Here is a 17,644-nt window from a genome sequence, read left to right as displayed (position 1 = left end):
AACGGGGAGTATTACGGTTACTGCCCCGACAGGATCTGGATTAACTTACAGCATAGATGGCACGAATTATCAGGCTTCTACAAGTTTTACCGGCCTGGCATCAGGTACCTATTCGGTAACGGTAAAGAATAGTGATGGTTGTATTTCCAGTGGAACCAGCATTACAATCAATCCACAACCTGCAACCCCGGTTGCGCCAACACTTGGTACAGTTGTTCAACCTACATCTTGTAACCCAACAGGTAGTTTTGTTATCACCAATTACAATGCGGCATATAACTATACGGTAAGTCCTTCTGCCGGAGTTACCACCTCAGGCAATACGGTCACAGCACCTGTAGGAACCTATATGGTTACCGCAACACTCGGCGGCTATATATCTTCGGCATCTGCAAGCATAACGTTTATCCGCCCTGCTACTTTAACTGCCGTAATCAGTGCATCAAATAATGTTGATTGCTTTGGTGCAAGTAGCGGTAGTGCAACCGTTTCGGTAACGGGTGGTACAGGCCCATATACCTATTCATGGAATTCCAGTCCGGTACAAACGCTGGCTACAGCAAGTAACCTGCCTGGTGGTACCTATACGGTAACCGTTACTGATGGCAGTAGTTGTACCACAACGCAAAATGTAACCATTACTCAGCCATCGGCCGGTATAAATATTACAGGAACAGTAATAAACTCAACCTGTGGAGCCACCAATAATGGATCGGTCGATATCTCACTTTCAGGTGGAACAACACCATATACTTATCTATGGAACACCGGAGAAACAACTCAAGACATCAGCAATAAGGCAGCAGGTACCTACACGGTAACTGTAACAGATGCAAAAAATTGCTCAACATCATCTTCATTTACCATCACGGCTAGTGATTGTCAGCCAATCGCAGTTGCTGATTTTGGAAGCACAACGCCTGGCGTAGCAATTACAGGGAATGTGTCTACAAACGATACGCCTAGTGGAGATGGTGGTAACACCTGGTCATTAATTGGTACAAATGGAGGAGCAGCACTTGGTACGGTGAGCATGAATCCAGATGGATCATTTACTTACACACCAAATCCGAATACAAGCGGAACTGATACTTTCAGTTATCAGGTATGTGATGTAGATGGAGACTGCTCTACAGCAATAGTTACAATAACCATTGATGCATCGACACTTAGTATAACTGTTTCCAGTACAAATGTACAGTGTTTTGGTAATAATGATGGTACAGCTACGGTAACTGCAAATGGGGGTACAGGCCCTTATACTTATTCCTGGAATACGACACCTGTTCAAACTTCTTCAACGGCTAATAACCTTTCAGCAGGCAGTTATACCGTAACCGTAACCGATAATGTAGGTACCATTAGAACGGAAGTAGTAACCATTACTCAACCTACAAGCGCCTTGGTGGCCAATATTGATATTCCACCAGTTGAGGTGAAATGTTTTGGTGCAAATACAGGGAGCGCTACGGCTTCCGCTACAGGAGGTACCGGTTCATATAATTACTTGTGGAGTAACGGTGCAACAACCGCTACTGCAAGTAATCTTGCAGCAGGTAATTATACCGTTACTGTTACTGATGCAAATGGCTGTACCAATAGCAAAACTGTAACAATTGCACAGCCTTCTGCTGCACTAAGTATTAGTATTAGTGCACAAACCAATGTAAACTGTTTCGGTTCTGGTACAGGTAGTGCAACCGCTTTAGCCAGCGGAGGTACAAGCCCATATAACTATTCATGGAATACTAGCCCAGTACAGGCTTCAGCAACGGCGAACAACCTTTCTGCGGGTAGTTATACTGTAACCGTAACGGATGCAAATGGCTGTACAGCAACTCAAAATATAACAATTACACAGCCGACTGGTCCGGTGGCTGCTCCGACAGCATCGGCTATACAGCCGACCTGTAGCGCAGCTACTGGTACAATAGAGGTTACTGCTCAAAGTGGCACAGGAATTACTTATAGTATAGACGGCACAAATTACCAGGCTTCGACAAGCTTTACAGCTGTAGCATCAGGTACTTATTCGGTAACGGTTCGAAATGGTGATGGCTGTACTTCTAGTGGAACGAGCATTGTGATTAATGCTCAACCTGCAACCCCGGCTGCTCCAACAGCATCGGCTATACAGCCGACCTGTAGCACAGCTACTGGTACAATAGAGGTTACTGCTCAAAGTGGCACAGGGATTACCTATAGTATAGACGGCACAAATTACCAGGCTTCGACAAGCTTTACAGCTGTAGCATCAGGTACTTATTCGGTAACGGTTCGAAATGGTGATGGCTGTACTTCTAGTGGAACGAGCATTGTGATTAATACAGCCTCTTGTCCTTCCATAGTAATAACCAAAGACGGTACATTTAGTGACATAAATAATAATGGAATTGCAAATGTAGGCGATGTAATTACATATAGTTTTAAAGTCACCAATAGCGGTAACGTACCTTTAACAAATGTAACTGTTACAGATAATAATGCGGTTGTAATTGGTGGTCCAATAGCTAATCTAGGGGTGGGTGTTTCTGATGCATCAAGTTTTAGTGCAACACATACACTAACCCAGGCTGATATAGATAAAGGTACTGTATATAATCTTGCTACTGCAACCGGAACACCGCCAACTGGATCTTCAGTAACGGGTACTTCTACAGATACTACACCTTGTACAACCTGTACGACAGACCCTGCATGTCCGAGTTGTACGATTACGCCGTTGAGCCAAACACCTTCGCTCCGTCTGACTAAAACAGGTGTATTTGCAGATGCGAATGGTGATGGCAAGGCACAGTTAGGTGAGAAAATAAACTATAGCTTTAAAGTAGAAAACACGGGCAATGTCACATTGACTAACCTAAAAATTACCGATCCAAAAGTTACGGTAACAGGGGTTGCAATTACTTTGGCACCTGGTGCGATTGATGCGACTACTTTTACCGCTGTTTACACCATCACCCAGTCTGATTTGGATGCTGGCCGTGTGGATAACCTTGCGACCGCTACAGGCACCGATCCAAAAGGAAAACCGATAAGTGATGATTCAGAAAACGGTAACCCTGCTGATCCTGGTAATCCGGTAAATCCTGCTTGTCCGAGTTGTACGATTACGCCGTTGAGCCAAACACCTTCGCTCCGTCTGACTAAAACAGGTGTATTTGCAGATGCGAATGGTGATGGCAAGGCACAGTTAGGTGAGAAAATAACCTATAGCTTTAAAGTAGAAAACACGGGCAATGTCACATTGACTAACCTAAAAATTACCGATCCAAAAGTTACGGTAACAGGGGTTGCAATTACTTTGACACCTGGTGAGATTGATGCGACTACTTTTACCGCTGTTTACACCATCACCCAGTCTGATTTGGATGCCGGCCGTGTGGATAACCTTGCGACCGCTACGGGCACCGATCCAAAAGGAAAGCCGATAAGTGATGATTCAGAAAATGGTAACCCTGCTGATCCTGGTAATCCGGTAAATCCTGCATGTCCGAGTTGTACGATTACGCCGTTGAGCCAAACAGGAAATATTACCCTGGTTAAACAAGTAAGCAACACTGGTACTGGTGTGAATGGGGCATTTGTTGCCGGCAATATCATCGAATATTCGTTCACATTAATCAACACTGGAAGTGTAACCCTGAACAACATCGTTTTGAATGACCCAATCATAACAACTACTGCGATTAATATACCTGGAGCCCTTGCTCCAGGTGCAGCGGTAACGGTGAAAAGATCTTATCCAATTACTTTAGCTGATATCAATCGTGGTCAAGTAACCAATACAGCCACTGTAACTGCTCAGGATGCATTGGGTAAAACTGTAAAAGACATATCAGGCTCTGCAGCTAATAACGATAACCCAACAGTAACACCATTGGCTAGTCCTCCGGTCGCAACAAATGATAATACGAATACCAAACAAGGCCAGTCTGTAAACATACCGATATTGGCCAACGATATTCCTGGAAGCAGTTTGTTGAACCCTGTCTCTGTGGAAATTGTAACCCAACCTGCACACGGTACTTTAACCATTAACCCAGATGGAACTGTTACATACAAACCTGATCCTAATTACAACGGAACAGATAGTTTTATCTACACCGTAAAAGGCCGGGACGGACTAATTTCAAATCCTGCAACGGTAAATATTTTGGTAACACCTAGCATACCAGTCGCTGTTGATGATGCAACCAAAACAGGCTTTAATACACCTGTTCAACTGGATATAATCGGCAATGATAGAGCGGATGGTTCATCTTTGGATAAAGGAAGTCTTGAGATTTTGACTCAACCAGCTCATGGTACCCTCAGGATAAATGCAGATGGTACCGTTGTGTACACTCCAAACCCTGGGTTTACAGGCATTGACACTTTCACCTATCGCATTAAAGATGCCAGTGATACCTGGACAAACATAGCAACAGGAACAATTACAATAGAAGGATTCTTTATTCCGAATGTATTTACGCCTAACGGCGATGGAAAGAATGATGCCTTTTTTATTGTGGGGCTTGAATCTTTCGATTCTGTGGATATAGAAATTTACAACCGTTGGGGTAATCAGGTTTATAGGATGAAGGGATATAAAAACGATTGGACAGGATATGGCCTCAACGAGGGGACTTATTTCTATAAGATTACCCTGAAAAAAGGTGCGGTTACACAGGCTGTTGCCGGACCGGTTTTATTAAAAAGATAGCATTAAACAGAAAAAAAATGAAGAAGCCTGTTATAAGAAAACCATTGCTCGCAGTAGCTATACTTTTATTGGTAAAACTGCCCTCAATGGCACAGCAGAACATCCAGTTTTCGCAGTATATATTCAATTCCCTAAGTGTTAACCCAGCTTATGCGGGCTACAAGGAGGAACTTTTTGCGCAGCTGGCGCTGCGTACCCAATGGACCGGACTGAAGGGTGCGCCACAAACGGGACAGTTTTCCCTGGATGGCGTTACTGAAAGTACCAAAAGAAACGTGGGTCTGGGTATACAACTTACTGCTGATAAATTGGGTTCACAAACCGCCAATTCCTTATACCTGAACTATGCTTACAGGATAAGATTAAATGCTGACGATACGCAGCGCTTAAGCTTTGGTTTAGGTGCCGGAGTTACCAATTATGCTATTGATGGTGCATCGTTACGACCGGTTGAACAAGATGATCCTACTGTTACCAATGGAAAGCTAAGTAGTTTTATACCAGATACGAGGTTTGGCATTTACTATAGTTCCCCTAAGTATTATGTTGGGGCTTCAGTAATGGATATGTTCTCCGGTGATATATCAAACGATATATTTAAGTGGGATACCGCAACACAACAGAACATTAAGCGTAAACGTCATTATTACATCATGACCGGTTTTCTACTTAACCTCTCTGAAGGCTTGAAGCTTAGACCAAGTTTGTTATGGAAAGAAGATTTGAAGGGACCGAGCAGTTTAGATCTAAATGCAATGGTCATATTTGGCGATAGGTTCTGGATTGGGGGAGGGTACCGTACCGGAGTAAACCTATGGAACAAAGAATTCAGGCAGGGACAAACATTAAGCAATGCGAACTCTATATCAGGCATTATCCAGTTTTATGCCTCTAACCGTTTCAGAATAGGTTATTCTTACGATTACATAACCAGTGGATTAAGTAGTGTTCAGAATGGGTCGCACGAAATTACTATCGGGCTTACCTTTCCAACGAAGTTTAACAGGTTGCTCAGTCCACGCTTTTTCTAATCAGTACAATAGTCCGTGTAAGTTATGAAAATACATCCAAAATATCTCCTATTGCCTCTTTTGGCAATCATCTTCTTTGCTAAACAAATTCATGCGCAGGAGCAACTCTCATTAAGGGACAAGGCGAAACTTAAGTACGACAGTTACGACTACGCACAGGCGATTCCCATGTATCTTAAACTAGTGGATGTAAAAACTCCGAAAATGGCTGACATCGAAAAGCTAGCCTACAGTTATTACGAGCTTAACGACTATGAAGCAGCCGAAAACTGGTTTTCAAGATTGGTTACCTTTCCTGAGAGCAGGCCCGAAAATTTGTTGGCCTATGGTGCGGTACTGAAATCAAACCTCCGCTACAAAGAGGCCAAAACTGTATTTGAAAGTTATGCCAATAAAACTGGTGACCGTAAAAAAGTAGCTAACGATATACTCGGATGCGATTCTGCGCAGGTTTGGTTAGCTAAGCCTACATTCCACCTCATAAAGAACGAGACTTTGGTGAATACTGCGCTTTCTGAGTTCAGCGTATTCCCCTTTACAAATAAGGTTTTTTACACGGGTGAGCCTGATTCGAACCTGTTTAAAGCTATATCGGGCAGAACAGGAAATCCATACCTTCGTGTATATACCGCAGATAAAGCCACAAATGGTACACTCAGTTATCCCATGATTGATACATCGGTATATAATGATGCCCGGTACCATATTGGCCCAATTATTAGCAATAAGGCAGGTAATATGCTTTTTATTTCCCGTACTTATGTTGGCAAAAAAGACAGTGAGATCGAAATCGCGGGAAAAAGAAAGTTCAGGACAAACAACATTGAACTTTATATTTATACGGCCAATAATGGCAAATGGAATATGAAGGCGTTCCCTTACAATAATGTAAAAGAATACTCTTTAGGGCAAGCCTGTTTAAGCAGGGATGAACAAACACTTTACTTTACGTCTGACATGCCTGGTAGCATTGGTGGAACAGATATCTGGTACTGTAACTTACAGGAAGACGGTAGTTGGACTAAGCCAGAAAATGCAGGGCGCTCAATAAATACAACAGGTAATGAAATGTTTCCAGAAATGGGTGCAGACGATATGCTATATTATTCCAGCAATGGTTTGCCAGGCATGGGCGGCCTTGATATTTTTGCAACTAAGGGAAGTAAGAGTACCTGGACTTACCCAATCAACTTGCGTTATCCTATCAATTCCGCCGCAGATGATTTTTCTTTCGTGAACATAGCCCTACCTGCTGCCAACATCGGGACAGGCTACCTATCTTCGAACCGGAAAGGGGGTAAAGGAGGCGATGACATTTATAGTTTCGGTATTGAAAAGCCTAAGATCATACTTGCACTTAAAGGGATAACTTTTGATAAAAACACAGGCACCCTGCTGCCATTAACGAATGTAACCTTGATGGCAGGCGATCGCAGGGTTGTTGGTAAACAGCTTACTGCAGATTCTGCTAAGTACTTTTTTGAACTTGACAAAAATACCGATTATACCGTGCTAGGCCAGAAAGTTAGGTATTACAGCGATTCTGCAAGGGTAACAACTGTTGGCATTGAGAAATCAGATACGCTTGAGGTTAATTTATACCTGAAACCGTTATTTATTGTTGGAACAAAAATTGAAATAAAGAATATCCACTATAATTTTGACAAGGATAATATCAGACCAGATGCTGCCAAAATTCTGGATGAGACGGTACGCATCATGAGAGATAATCCGACTTTAGAAATTGAAATGGGTTCGCATACTGATAGTAGAGGTTCGGATATCTATAATATAAACCTTTCGCAACGCAGGGCGCAATCCGCAGTAAACTATCTGGTTAGCAGGGGAATTGCTCGTAGCCGAATGAAAGCCAAAGGTTATGGAGAAACTCAACTATTAAACAAGTGCAAGAACGGTGTTGCATGTTCCATCCCAGAGCATCAGGAAAATAGAAGGACTGAATTCAAGATTGTGAAATATTAAGTGTAGAACTTTTATTGTTACTTTAGTGAAACCAATATAAAAAACCTACTTACCTACTCTGAGAAATTTTCTTTTACTGACAGAACAGCCCTACGATTTGTACTCATTACTAATACTTGTTACTGATAATTATATCTCGCGATAAATTATCACCTTAGATCAGAAAGCTAATAATGCTTGAACCGACCTCGTTGGTATATAGATGTTTTTGCGAACCTACATCCAACTTAAATTTTACGACTCTCCAAATCTAAATAACCAATGCTCAACATCTACAAAAATCTTGTTAGACCAGAAGAAAACGTTCTGACGGTAAGTTATAATCTTCTAAAAATTCTAAAAGTAAAGGTCACAAGAGCTTCAATAAAAAAAGTGCTAGAACAGCATCCTCACTATCCCAGTTTGCTAAGCGTAACTGATTTATTAAACCATTATCGTGTTGAAAATATTACGGTAAAACTGAATCTTGACCGTATAAAGTTGCTAAGACAGCCTTTTTTGGCACTGCTAAAATGGAAGGATGCTTATACAGGATATTATTGTTTGATTAAATCTGTATTCGAAACTGGTGTATTGTTATTGAATTCCAACACTGGCCGTAGTGAAAAATATACTTGGGACGAATTTGAGAAATTATTTCAAGGAATTGTGCTGATTGCTGAAAGAGATGACCTATCTGGTGAAAAAAATTATGAGATAGAAAGGCGTAAAGAATTAAAGAATGTATCAACTACTAATCTCTTGCTCCTTTTCGCGCCCTGTTTAACGATTTTTGTAGGAGTTTATAGTTTTAATACTACGGGATTTGATAAAAACATATTACCATTTATATACAGCTTATTGAGCCTGCTGGGCATCGGAACGTCAAGCCTTTTATTTTGGTTTGAAATTGACAGTTCAAACAAGGTTCTTCTTGAGGTCTGTGGAGGAGAAAACAACAACAACTCATTAAATTGTGGTGCGGTATTAAAATCAAAAGGGTCATCTTTTTTGGGTGTAAGCTGGAGTGTATGGGGAACAACATTTTTTCTCTCCCTTCTGTTTGGTCAGTTACTGAACGGTTTTAGCAATACTGACACATTACAGTACTTAACGATATTTTCCATACTCACTGCATTTTACATCCCATTTTCAATTTATTATCAATGGAAAGTAGTTAAGCAATGGTGCAGATTGTGTTTAGCAATTCAATTTATATTATTTAGTCAATTTCTAATAACTGTTTTATCAAGTAGTTTTAACAGTACATTTTTGTTCTCTAGCCCAGGCTTGAGTTGGCATGGCGTAGGCATTTTTGCTGGAATTGGAATTTTATGCTTTTTACTTTCTAATCAGATTCTTAATCTTCTTCATACCGGTAAATCAGATAAGACTAAACTAAATGAATCCATGAGAGTCAAATTCGACCCCCTCGTCTTCGACTCTACCTTAAAAAGGCAAAAGGCAATAAGCATATCAACTGAAGGCTTAGGGATTCTGCTGGGCAATCCAAATTCGAAAAATAAAATTGTTAAAGTCTGTAATCCATATTGTGCACCTTGTGCAAAGATGCATCCTGTGCTAGATGATCTTTTGGGGGATATCGGTGATTTAAGTGTTCAAATCTTATTTACAGCGAGTACTGATCATAAAGACGAAAGAGCCAAACCGGTCAAGCATTTACTTGCAATATATGAGGCCAATAATGAGGAATTAACGAAAGACAGCCTCGGAGATTGGTACAGCGCTTCAGAAAAGAATTATGGTCTCTTTGCTGAGAAATATAAGGTAGATGGAGACTTGAACAATCAAACAGAAAAAGTTGATAAAATGCATGACTGGTGTAAAAAAATGAATATTGAGTTTACACCCACTATTTTCTTTAATGGATATCAGTTACCCGAAACATATAACATAACAGATATCGAATATTTTTTAAAATCCTAATTATAAGAAAATTAAGTACATCTCATTATTTTTTGGCTGCTCACCTCTCAAGGAGAGGCTGAGTAGCAAGTTGTTGTCTCCTTGATTGACAAAATAAATCTAATAACCTTTTAAAGAAAAAAAATGAAAAAACTAAAATTATCAAATTTTGATTTCTCGGAAATTTTAACCCGTGAAGAACTAAAAAAAATCGTAGGCGGAGATTTTGGCTCAGGGTCAGGGTCAGGCTCTCCTAAGAATAGTTGCATGTAGTGGCAAGACTAACTATGATCCTTGTTCTTTTACGTATAATGGGTCGCCCTCAACTGGAAAATGTACAGATAAATTGGCTCCCGCTTATACAATGCATTGTTCGAATTTAGCACATATCGGGTGCTAAGTATTAATGGTTAATTTATTATATTCAATGTAATGAAATATAGCCATAACCCAAAAAAAGCAGACCTTTATATAAGGTCTGCTAAATTCAAATCAAAATTTCATATGAATAACGTAATAAAATTTTATCTATTCTGCCTTTTATTCTTCTTGTCGTCTAAACCGTCATTTGGTATGGCGATAAACGATACAACAGCTATAGTTGCAGGTAAAGCTCAAATAACAGGTAGTATAATACGACCGAATAACGCAAATAAGGATAGTATTTTTGTAAATATTAATGTTCCACACCCAATTTCAGGAGATTATGCCAAATATAAAGTCCTTGTTGACCAATCAGGTAAATTTTCCATTGATGTTGATGTAGAAACAGTTGTTTGCTTGACAGGTTTTTCAGTAAGTTTAAACCCTGAGAAGTTCCTAATTGTAAAATTGACAAATGCGGGTGTTACAAATGTTAATATTACCTATGATGAAGATAATAATATTAAGAATATTGATGTTATCCCTGCAATGAATCAATATGATATGACCGAAGGATTGGTTGTTCAGGGTAAGGCGTTTGACTATAGATCGGGCAAGAAAGCTGAACCACTTTATAATAAAAGTACAGATTATTTTCTGAATTATGCTAAAACTGATTTATCGGAAAGATTAGAGATTGTAAATAATGATACATTAATATCAAAAGAATTAAAAGGCATTCTTTCCAAAGATTTGAGTTTGTATATATATAGTCTCCTTGTTTTTGATTACGAAAAAATAATGATTTTTAATTATAAAGAAACAAATGGTGTTTTCAATAATAAAAACTCTGATCAAATTAAAATTCCTCATATCCAAAAGATTGATAGAACGTATTTTCGTTTTTTGAAAGATTTTAACCTCAATGACACTGAATATCTGCATTGCTTTAATTTTGTGGAATTTCAAAAAGTCTTTCTTCAAAATGAGACATTAAACCTACCGAAAATAGTAGATAGCGACATTCCATCTTGGTTAAAAAATGTGAAAGCTATTTTAGCGGATGTGGTTGGGTTTGATAATGGACAATATTATGATATTTTAGTAGCGAATGCTTACGCCTTACAGCTTAACGAAGAATTAAAACCGCTAACCGAAAAACAAAAAGAGAATATTAAAAAGTATTGGAAAAACGGAGAAATTGCAAAAATACTATTTCGAAAAAATCAACAGGTTATTGAATTTGACAAATTCAGATCACCTGCCGTTGTAAATGATGTTTCGTCAGTTCCTGACAATAAAGTTATTGAAACAATTATTGCTAAACATAAGGGTAAGGTTGTGCTTATTGACCTTTGGGCAACCTGGTGTGGGCCTTGCCTGGAGGCAATGCAGCAATTCAGAAGTACGAAGGGAAATTTTCACGATAAAGATGTTGCATTTGTCTATTTAACAAACGAATCCTCACCTCGAAAGCAATGGGAGGAAAAAATTAAGGGAATAGGAGATGAACATTATTATCTCAAAGGTGCTCAGTGGGAATATATCATGAACCAGTTTCAGTTCGAATATATTCCGTCATATCTATTGTATAATAAAGAAGGTGTGCTCATCAATAAATTTCAAGCTTTTCCTGGAAGTGACAAGGTGAATGCGATGATTAAGGATTTGTTGTAAAATGGGCAAGTCCAAATTGATAGTGATCTAGGTTCCTTTATTTATATTTCAAAATGCCACCTAAAAGTTTAATAATGCATACATACGAAAAAATTCCTGTTTTCGCAATTAATTTGAAATCAAGAGTTGACCGGTTCAAAAGTATAAATTCAGAATTTCTTAACCATGGAAGTTTTCAACTAGAAATTGTGAGGGCAATTGAGCACCCTTATGGAGCGTATGGTCTATGGAAAACTATTTATAATATAATAGCTTCGATTATTTGTATATCAAATTCTTGCCTATTTTTAAATTGATCCAAAATATGCATTCTGCGATCAGTACGTTTAGAGAGGTTAATAATGAAGTGGGTATAACAGTTAGCATACTAGGAAATAATTAATTTTTCTTTTTATTAATTGAAAACAACTTTTGTAGCATATTTTGAAGTTCATCATCATAAAGGTTTATACCTATTATCCTTCCTTTATTGTCTATTAAAAAATTTTGAGGAATTTCTACCACATTGAATCTATTGGTATTATCACTACTCTCTGTATTTTTTAAATCTGATATGTTCCTCCATGGTAATCGGTCTTCTCTTATTGCAAGTTTCCAGTTATTAATATCCGTATCTAATGAAACCCCAAGAACATTAAATCCTTTTGATTTATATTTATTATAAATTTTAATGAGGGACGGGTTTGATGCTCTGCAGGGCGGACACCAGGATGCCCAAAATTCTATTAAGGTAAATTTATCGTTATGTGGGTTAAAAATATACTTTCTTCCATTTGGTTCTAAACCTACAGGCTTAGGAAGAACCTGATACATACCTATGCTTTTTAATGCAGATAACCTCTTTAACGCAGCTTTATTATAATCTGAGTTTAAAGCATCCCCTTTTAAATTATTTAAAATATGAGAATACTCGCCAAAATAATCCTGAAGATCAGTTGTAATTGATATAAGATAGGGCACAATTATCGAATTTTTATTTTTATAAAATAAATTTCTTCTTTCGGCGAGCATTTTTGGAAGAATTTCAACTTTCCATAAATTACGCATTCTATTAGATATGGATGTATATTGAGACATATCTTTATTAGCTAAAGCGCTATCGCGTAGAACCGAAAGGCTGTCTGTCAAAACCATACCATATATTTGATATTTTTTAAATTCACTAGTAAAATAATCATACAAAAGACTATTTGAAGAAGTTGATTCGACCCTAATCGACAAGTTTTTAAAAACATTTTTTGAAGTCAGCTGTCTAAATGAATTTGATGTTTGAGGGGGTGTTATTAAAATTTTATAATTCTGAGCTTCGTTAGGATCTATATATAAAGATGTTGATATTAAAAATGGACCGTCAGTAAACGTTCTTCCTAGAGGACTTACTATTGTATCCGGAGTAAGATTTGGCCAACTAATTTGCAAAGAATAAAAGCCCGGTTTTGTATCCTTTAATTTAATATTATATTTTCCATTAACAATATTATCAACCTTAATAGTTTTATTATAATTCTCAAGTTCGGTCAACTTAATGGTCGCATTTTGAACTATAGGAAAATTCCCCTGAATTACTATTTCTTTATTGTATTGTCTACAAGATGAGTTAATAAGAAGTACTAAGAGTATTAAATAATAAAATTTCATAATTAATTTATATATAGCCATTGCCGTTCAATTTGAACGTTTATGCTTCGTTTATTTATTTGTGTTAAGAGGGTGCTTATTATAACACCCTAAAAATAGCGAACTTTAGGTAGCAACTCCATACCTAATAAATTCATTAGTAATATGGCCTATGAGATATGAATTAACTTGTTGGCATGTTTCATATTTGGTTGTTCAATTATATAGACAACGAATAGTACCAGTGCACACCTAAATTTTTAATTTAATTTAGATTAAGGATATCGGTTTATTGATTTGGTTGTAAACCAATGCTAAACAATGCTTATTTTTGACGACCTACCTGTGAGATTATTTTATTATTTTTTTTAAGTTTGAGTTTATGAATAATGCAGATCAATCTGATGTGGAGTTATGGGAACGGATTAAGGGGAGTGATCATCGGGCGTTCGATCTGTTGTTTGAGCGTTATTGGAGTACCATTTATTCTACTGCCTTTACTCATTTAAAAGATCAGGAAATATGCAAAGAGATTTCGCACGATATTTTTCTAAACATTTGGAAAAACAGGCAAGTACTCGAAATCAGGTCTATGAAATCGTATTTAACAACTTCGGCGAGGTATCGGGTTTACACCGCATTAAAAAAGAGAAAAGTAAATTCTTTAAAATATACTGACAATGAGCGGATTGAGGATTATGCAGGAAGCACTATAAACCTTGGTGAAGAAAAGATGCTTTACAGAGAACTGGAAGCGGGAATTGAAAGTGTACTTCACACCCTGCCCAAAAGGTGTAAAGAGATATTTTGCTTAAGCAGGTTTGATAACCTATCGAATCAGGAGATTTCTGAAAAGTTGGGTATTTCTAAGCGCAGTGTTGAAAATCAAATTACACATGCTATTAAAAAACTTCGGGAAGGCTTAAAATGCGTAATCCTTTTTTAGCATTTAGGCCTTATAATCTTTCCTAAACATATTGAGTTCTCAGTTTTGGATAAGCTATGTGATTTAAAGCTACCTTTTGAGGCTAGAAAATCTTTAGCGAAGTGGAACGTCTATACACGTTCCACAAAACTAATTTGTTTAAAAATTTTACCGACTTGATATGCTTTGATTCATCCCTACAATTAGTGACCAATAAAACTATTTTCTAGATTAATCTAATCAGTTTAACTGGATATTTTATCAGACAGAAATCGATAATCCTAAGTAATTTATTGAGTTATTTGTATAGTTATAAACAACTTATTATGCAGCTTTTTGTAGGCTTAGGCGTTGGAAGTTTACTACAGCTCATTTTGCCATTTTTAACCCAAAGCATTGTTGACACAGGTATAAATACAAGAAACTTAAATTTTATCTATATTATTTTAATTGCTCAAACCATGCTCTTTATTGGTCGAATGAGTGTAGAGTTTATACGCAGTTGGATATTATTACATATAAGCACTCGTATAAATATTTCTATTCTAACTGATTTTATTATTAAACTAATGAAATTGCCTATGGGATTTTTCGATACAAAAATGACTGGTGATATTATGCAACGCATGAACGATCAGGGACGAATTCAAAGTTTTTTAACAGGTTCCACTTTAAGCATCTTATTTTCCATGTTTAACTTGGTTATTTTTGCAATAGTATTGGCATGGTATAATGCAGCTCTTTTCTTTATATTTTTATTAAGCAGTGTTTTATATACACTTTGGGTAATTTTGTTTTTGAAAAAACGCCGAGTATTAGATTTTAAACGCTTTGATATTTCTTCTAAAAACCAAAGTGCCATGGTACAGCTCATCGGCGGAATGCAGGAAATTAAGCTTAATAATTGTGAACAACAAAAACGTTGGGAATGGGAAAGCATACAAGCAGGTTTATTTGGGCTTACTATAAAAAATTTATCATTGAGCCAAATACAGCAAACAGGCACTTTTTTTATAAATGAAGGGAAAAATATTATCATTACATTTCTCGTAGCTAAGGCCGTGATTGATGGGCAATTAACATTGGGTGGTATGATGGCGGTACAATATATCGTTGGTCAATTAAACAGTCCTATTGATCAAATGCTAAGTTTTTTACAACAATTACAAGATGCTAAATTAAGTTTAGAACGACTTAACGAAATTCATAATTTGAGTGATGAGGAACCTTTAGACAAGGTATTTATTAAATAATTGCCCCTTAATAAAACCATTAAGCTTCAAAATCTTTCTTTTACTTATCCTGGAGCTGGAAATGAGCCAGTACTATCAAACATCAACTTAAATATACCTGAAGGGAAAACGACTGCCATTGTAGGGATGAGCGGCAGTGGAAAAACAACTATATTGAAACTTTTGCTGCGCTTCTATGAACCCCAAAAGGGAGAAATAAAGATTGGAGCAGTACAATTAGGTCAAATTGGCTTTCGCTTCTGGCGTGGGGCGTGTGGTATTGTGATGCAGGATGGCTTTATATTCTCTGATACTATCGCCAAAAATATTGCAATAGGTGGTGAATACCCAGATATGCAAAAGCTATTACATTCTATTAAAATTGCTAACATCAATGAATTTATAGAAAATTTACCTTTGGGCCTAAATACTAAAATAGGTGCTGAAGGAAATGGTATTAGCCAAGGGCAGCGACAAAGAATATTGATAGCAAGGGCTGTTTATAAAGATCCCGAATACATCTTTTTTGATGAAGCCACCAATGCACTGGATGCAAATAATGAAAAAGTAATTATGGAGAATTTGGAAAAGTTTTTTAAAGGGCGAACAGTGGTTGTGGTTGCACATCGATTAAGCACCGTAAAAAACGCAGATAATATTATAGTTTTAAATAAAGGAAGCATCGTTGAACAAGGCAATCATATACAACTGACAAAAAACAAGGGTGAATATTTCCAGCTGGTAAAGAATCAGTTGGAATTAGGCAACTAATAACAAGTAAGATTTTAAAAAGAATTTATGTCAAATAAATGGAATTAGAAGAAATAAAGTTGTTAAATTCTTCACTCTATCAACAGGAAATACGAAGCGAAGAAGTGCAATGCATTATAACCGCCGTACCTGGGTGGATTCTGCGCTGGGGGATTACTTTGATTTTTTCCATTTTGGGAGGGATTATCTTATTATCGGCCTTGATAAAGTATCCCGATATAGTAAAAACGCCCCTTAAGATAAATAGCCTAAACTCCCCTAAGGCAATATTATCCAAACAAAATGGAAAACTTATCGACCTATTGGTAAAAGAGGGGGAAATGGTAAAAAAGAATCAATCCTTAGCCTACCTTGAAAGTACAGCGAATCATATGGAGGTATTGAAATTGAGCGAAGCGCTTAAGGCATTTCAAAAAGAGATAATGAAGAACCAGATTAATTTAGCCACTTTGCCTACAAACCTAAATCTTGGAGAGTTGCAGGGTAATTATCAAGTTTTTTATCAGCAATATCTTCAATATCTTTCAACTCAAAAAAATGGATACTACCTTAGCCGGATGGCTTTTCTTGAAAAGGACTTAAAGGATATAATTACTCTAAAGAGCCACATTAAAAAACAAGAGAAAATACAGCTGCAAGAATATGCTAATCAAGAAGAGGAGTATAAAGCTTACCAAAAACTATTTAAGAACAAAGTGGTATCCAGAAGCGAATATAAGCAACAGGAAAATAAATTTTTAGCTTCCAAATATCCATTACAAGTACTCGAAACATCGATACTCAATAATGCCATCAGTTACCAAGCAAAAGAGAAAGAATTGTTGGATCTCAAACACACTATTGCTGAAGAGCAGGCCAAATTCATGCAATCGCTAAATCAGTATATAACTGCTAGCGACGCTTGGATATTACAATATGTCTTAAGGTCTTCAATTGATGGCCGAGTAAATTTTGCTGGCATTGTACAACAGAACCAGAATATACAGTCCGGGCAAGAGATATTCATAGTAAATCCCGGCAATGCAGACTTTTTCGGTGAAGTACAGATTCCTCAATATAATATGGGAAAAATAAGGACTGGCGAACGGACATTAGTTAAACTACATAGTTATCCATTTGAACAATATGGTATGATACGAGGAAAACTCACTTATATTTCCGATGTGGCCTATCGCGATAGCGTTTTCATAGCAAAAATCAGTTTCCAACACTTTGAGAACAAGGATTCTGGGAAAAAGATCATTCTAAAGAATGGTATGCAAGCAGATGCGGAAATTGTTACTGAAGAAAGTTCTCTACTGCAACGTTTTTATAGAAATTTTACCAAAATTCTGGATAATAAGTAGTCTATAGGAGTGCTATTCTATAAAGTATATTTAAATCTATTTATCCTATAAAAATTAAAAGAGCAGAAACACTTTTTTAATCCTATCAT

12 protein-coding genes are annotated in these 17,644 nt (G+C 37.2%); 10 read left to right on the top strand and 2 right to left on the bottom strand.

Features of this window, described 5'->3' with window-relative positions; genetic code table 11:
• From IEV50_RS17225 to IEV50_RS17200, 6 genes are all read left to right on the top strand, one after another.
• Nucleotides 1-4,705, top strand: a 4,705-nt coding sequence (locus IEV50_RS17225; RefSeq protein WP_188416724.1) for a CLIPPER-2 domain-containing protein, incomplete at its 5' end; no start/stop codon positions are given.
• A gap of 17 nt (nt 4,706-4,722) precedes the next feature.
• Nucleotides 4,723-5,736, top strand: a complete 1,014-nt coding sequence (locus IEV50_RS17220) for a PorP/SprF family type IX secretion system membrane protein (RefSeq protein WP_188416721.1) — start codon at nt 4,723-4,725, stop codon at nt 5,734-5,736.
• 24 nt (nt 5,737-5,760) lie between these two features.
• A complete protein-coding gene (locus IEV50_RS17215) occupies nt 5,761-7,719 on the top strand; it encodes an OmpA family protein (protein ID WP_188416720.1) in 1,959 nt (652 codons plus the stop codon).
• Nucleotides 7,720-7,980: 261 nt separating this feature from the next.
• On the top strand, nt 7,981-9,645 hold the full coding sequence (locus tag IEV50_RS17210; protein WP_188416718.1) for a vitamin K epoxide reductase family protein: 1,665 nt from the start codon (nt 7,981-7,983) through the stop codon (nt 9,643-9,645).
• A gap of 123 nt (nt 9,646-9,768) precedes the next feature.
• Complete coding sequence (locus IEV50_RS17205; protein ID WP_188416716.1) at nt 9,769-9,897, top strand: hypothetical protein; 129 nt, start codon at nt 9,769-9,771, stop codon at nt 9,895-9,897.
• 300 nt (nt 9,898-10,197) lie between these two features.
• Nucleotides 10,198-11,664 (top strand): TlpA family protein disulfide reductase, encoded by a 1,467-nt coding sequence (locus tag IEV50_RS17200; RefSeq protein ID WP_188416714.1) that lies wholly within the window; start codon nt 10,198-10,200, stop codon nt 11,662-11,664.
• Nucleotides 11,665-11,902: 238 nt separating this feature from the next.
• Here the strand turns inward: IEV50_RS17200 and IEV50_RS19960 are convergent, their stop codons facing one another.
• Both IEV50_RS19960 and IEV50_RS17195 read right to left on the bottom strand, forming a co-directional pair.
• Nucleotides 11,903-12,004 carry a hypothetical protein gene (locus IEV50_RS19960; RefSeq protein WP_371870277.1) on the bottom strand — a complete coding sequence of 34 codons (102 nt, stop codon included), beginning with the start codon at nt 12,002-12,004 and terminating at the stop codon, nt 11,903-11,905.
• A gap of 38 nt (nt 12,005-12,042) precedes the next feature.
• Nucleotides 12,043-13,323, bottom strand: a complete 1,281-nt coding sequence (locus IEV50_RS17195; RefSeq protein ID WP_188416713.1) for a TlpA family protein disulfide reductase — start codon at nt 13,321-13,323, stop codon at nt 12,043-12,045.
• A gap of 340 nt (nt 13,324-13,663) precedes the next feature.
• On the opposite strand from IEV50_RS17195, the gene IEV50_RS17190 reads away from it, so the two are divergent.
• The 4 genes from IEV50_RS17190 (at nt 13,664) to IEV50_RS17180 (ending at nt 17,555) form a co-directional block, all read left to right on the top strand.
• Nucleotides 13,664-14,227 carry an RNA polymerase sigma factor gene (locus IEV50_RS17190; protein WP_188416711.1) on the top strand — a complete coding sequence of 188 codons (564 nt, stop codon included), beginning with the start codon at nt 13,664-13,666 and terminating at the stop codon, nt 14,225-14,227.
• 305 nt (nt 14,228-14,532) lie between these two features.
• Complete coding sequence (locus tag IEV50_RS19695) at nt 14,533-15,459, top strand: ABC transporter transmembrane domain-containing protein (RefSeq protein ID WP_229746780.1); 927 nt, start codon at nt 14,533-14,535, stop codon at nt 15,457-15,459.
• Nucleotides 15,460-16,209 (top strand): peptidase domain-containing ABC transporter, encoded by a 750-nt coding sequence (locus IEV50_RS19690; RefSeq protein ID WP_229746779.1) that lies wholly within the window; start codon nt 15,460-15,462, stop codon nt 16,207-16,209.
• Between the two features lie 38 nt (nt 16,210-16,247).
• The gene (locus IEV50_RS17180) at nt 16,248-17,555 is read left to right on the top strand and encodes a beta-barrel domain-containing protein (RefSeq protein WP_188416709.1); all 1,308 of its coding nucleotides are present in this window, start codon (nt 16,248-16,250) and stop codon (nt 17,553-17,555) included.
• The last annotated feature ends 89 nt before the right edge of the window (nt 17,556-17,644 follow it).

This window comes from Pedobacter mendelii (assembly GCF_014635725.1).
GTDB classification, from domain to species: domain Bacteria; phylum Bacteroidota; class Bacteroidia; order Sphingobacteriales; family Sphingobacteriaceae; genus Pedobacter; species Pedobacter mendelii.
Note: the sequence above shows the minus strand (reverse complement) of the source record. Positions and strands in the feature narration are given on the sequence as shown.

Coding starts and splice junctions, on each gene's coding strand:
- IEV50_RS19695 (WP_229746780.1), top strand. CDS start 14,533: ATGCAGCTTTTTGTAGGCTTAGGCGTTGGAAGTTTACTACAGCTCATT.
- IEV50_RS17220 (WP_188416721.1), top strand. CDS start 4,723: ATGAAGAAGCCTGTTATAAGAAAACCATTGCTCGCAGTAGCTATACTT.
- IEV50_RS17195 (WP_188416713.1), bottom strand. CDS start 13,323: ATGGCTATATATAAATTAATTATGAAATTTTATTATTTAATACTCTTA.
- IEV50_RS17190 (WP_188416711.1), top strand. CDS start 13,664: ATGAATAATGCAGATCAATCTGATGTGGAGTTATGGGAACGGATTAAG.
- IEV50_RS17210 (WP_188416718.1), top strand. CDS start 7,981: ATGCTCAACATCTACAAAAATCTTGTTAGACCAGAAGAAAACGTTCTG.
- IEV50_RS17200 (WP_188416714.1), top strand. CDS start 10,198: ATGGCGATAAACGATACAACAGCTATAGTTGCAGGTAAAGCTCAAATA.
- IEV50_RS17215 (WP_188416720.1), top strand. CDS start 5,761: ATGAAAATACATCCAAAATATCTCCTATTGCCTCTTTTGGCAATCATC.
- IEV50_RS17180 (WP_188416709.1), top strand. CDS start 16,248: ATGGAATTAGAAGAAATAAAGTTGTTAAATTCTTCACTCTATCAACAG.
- IEV50_RS17205 (WP_188416716.1), top strand. CDS start 9,769: ATGAAAAAACTAAAATTATCAAATTTTGATTTCTCGGAAATTTTAACC.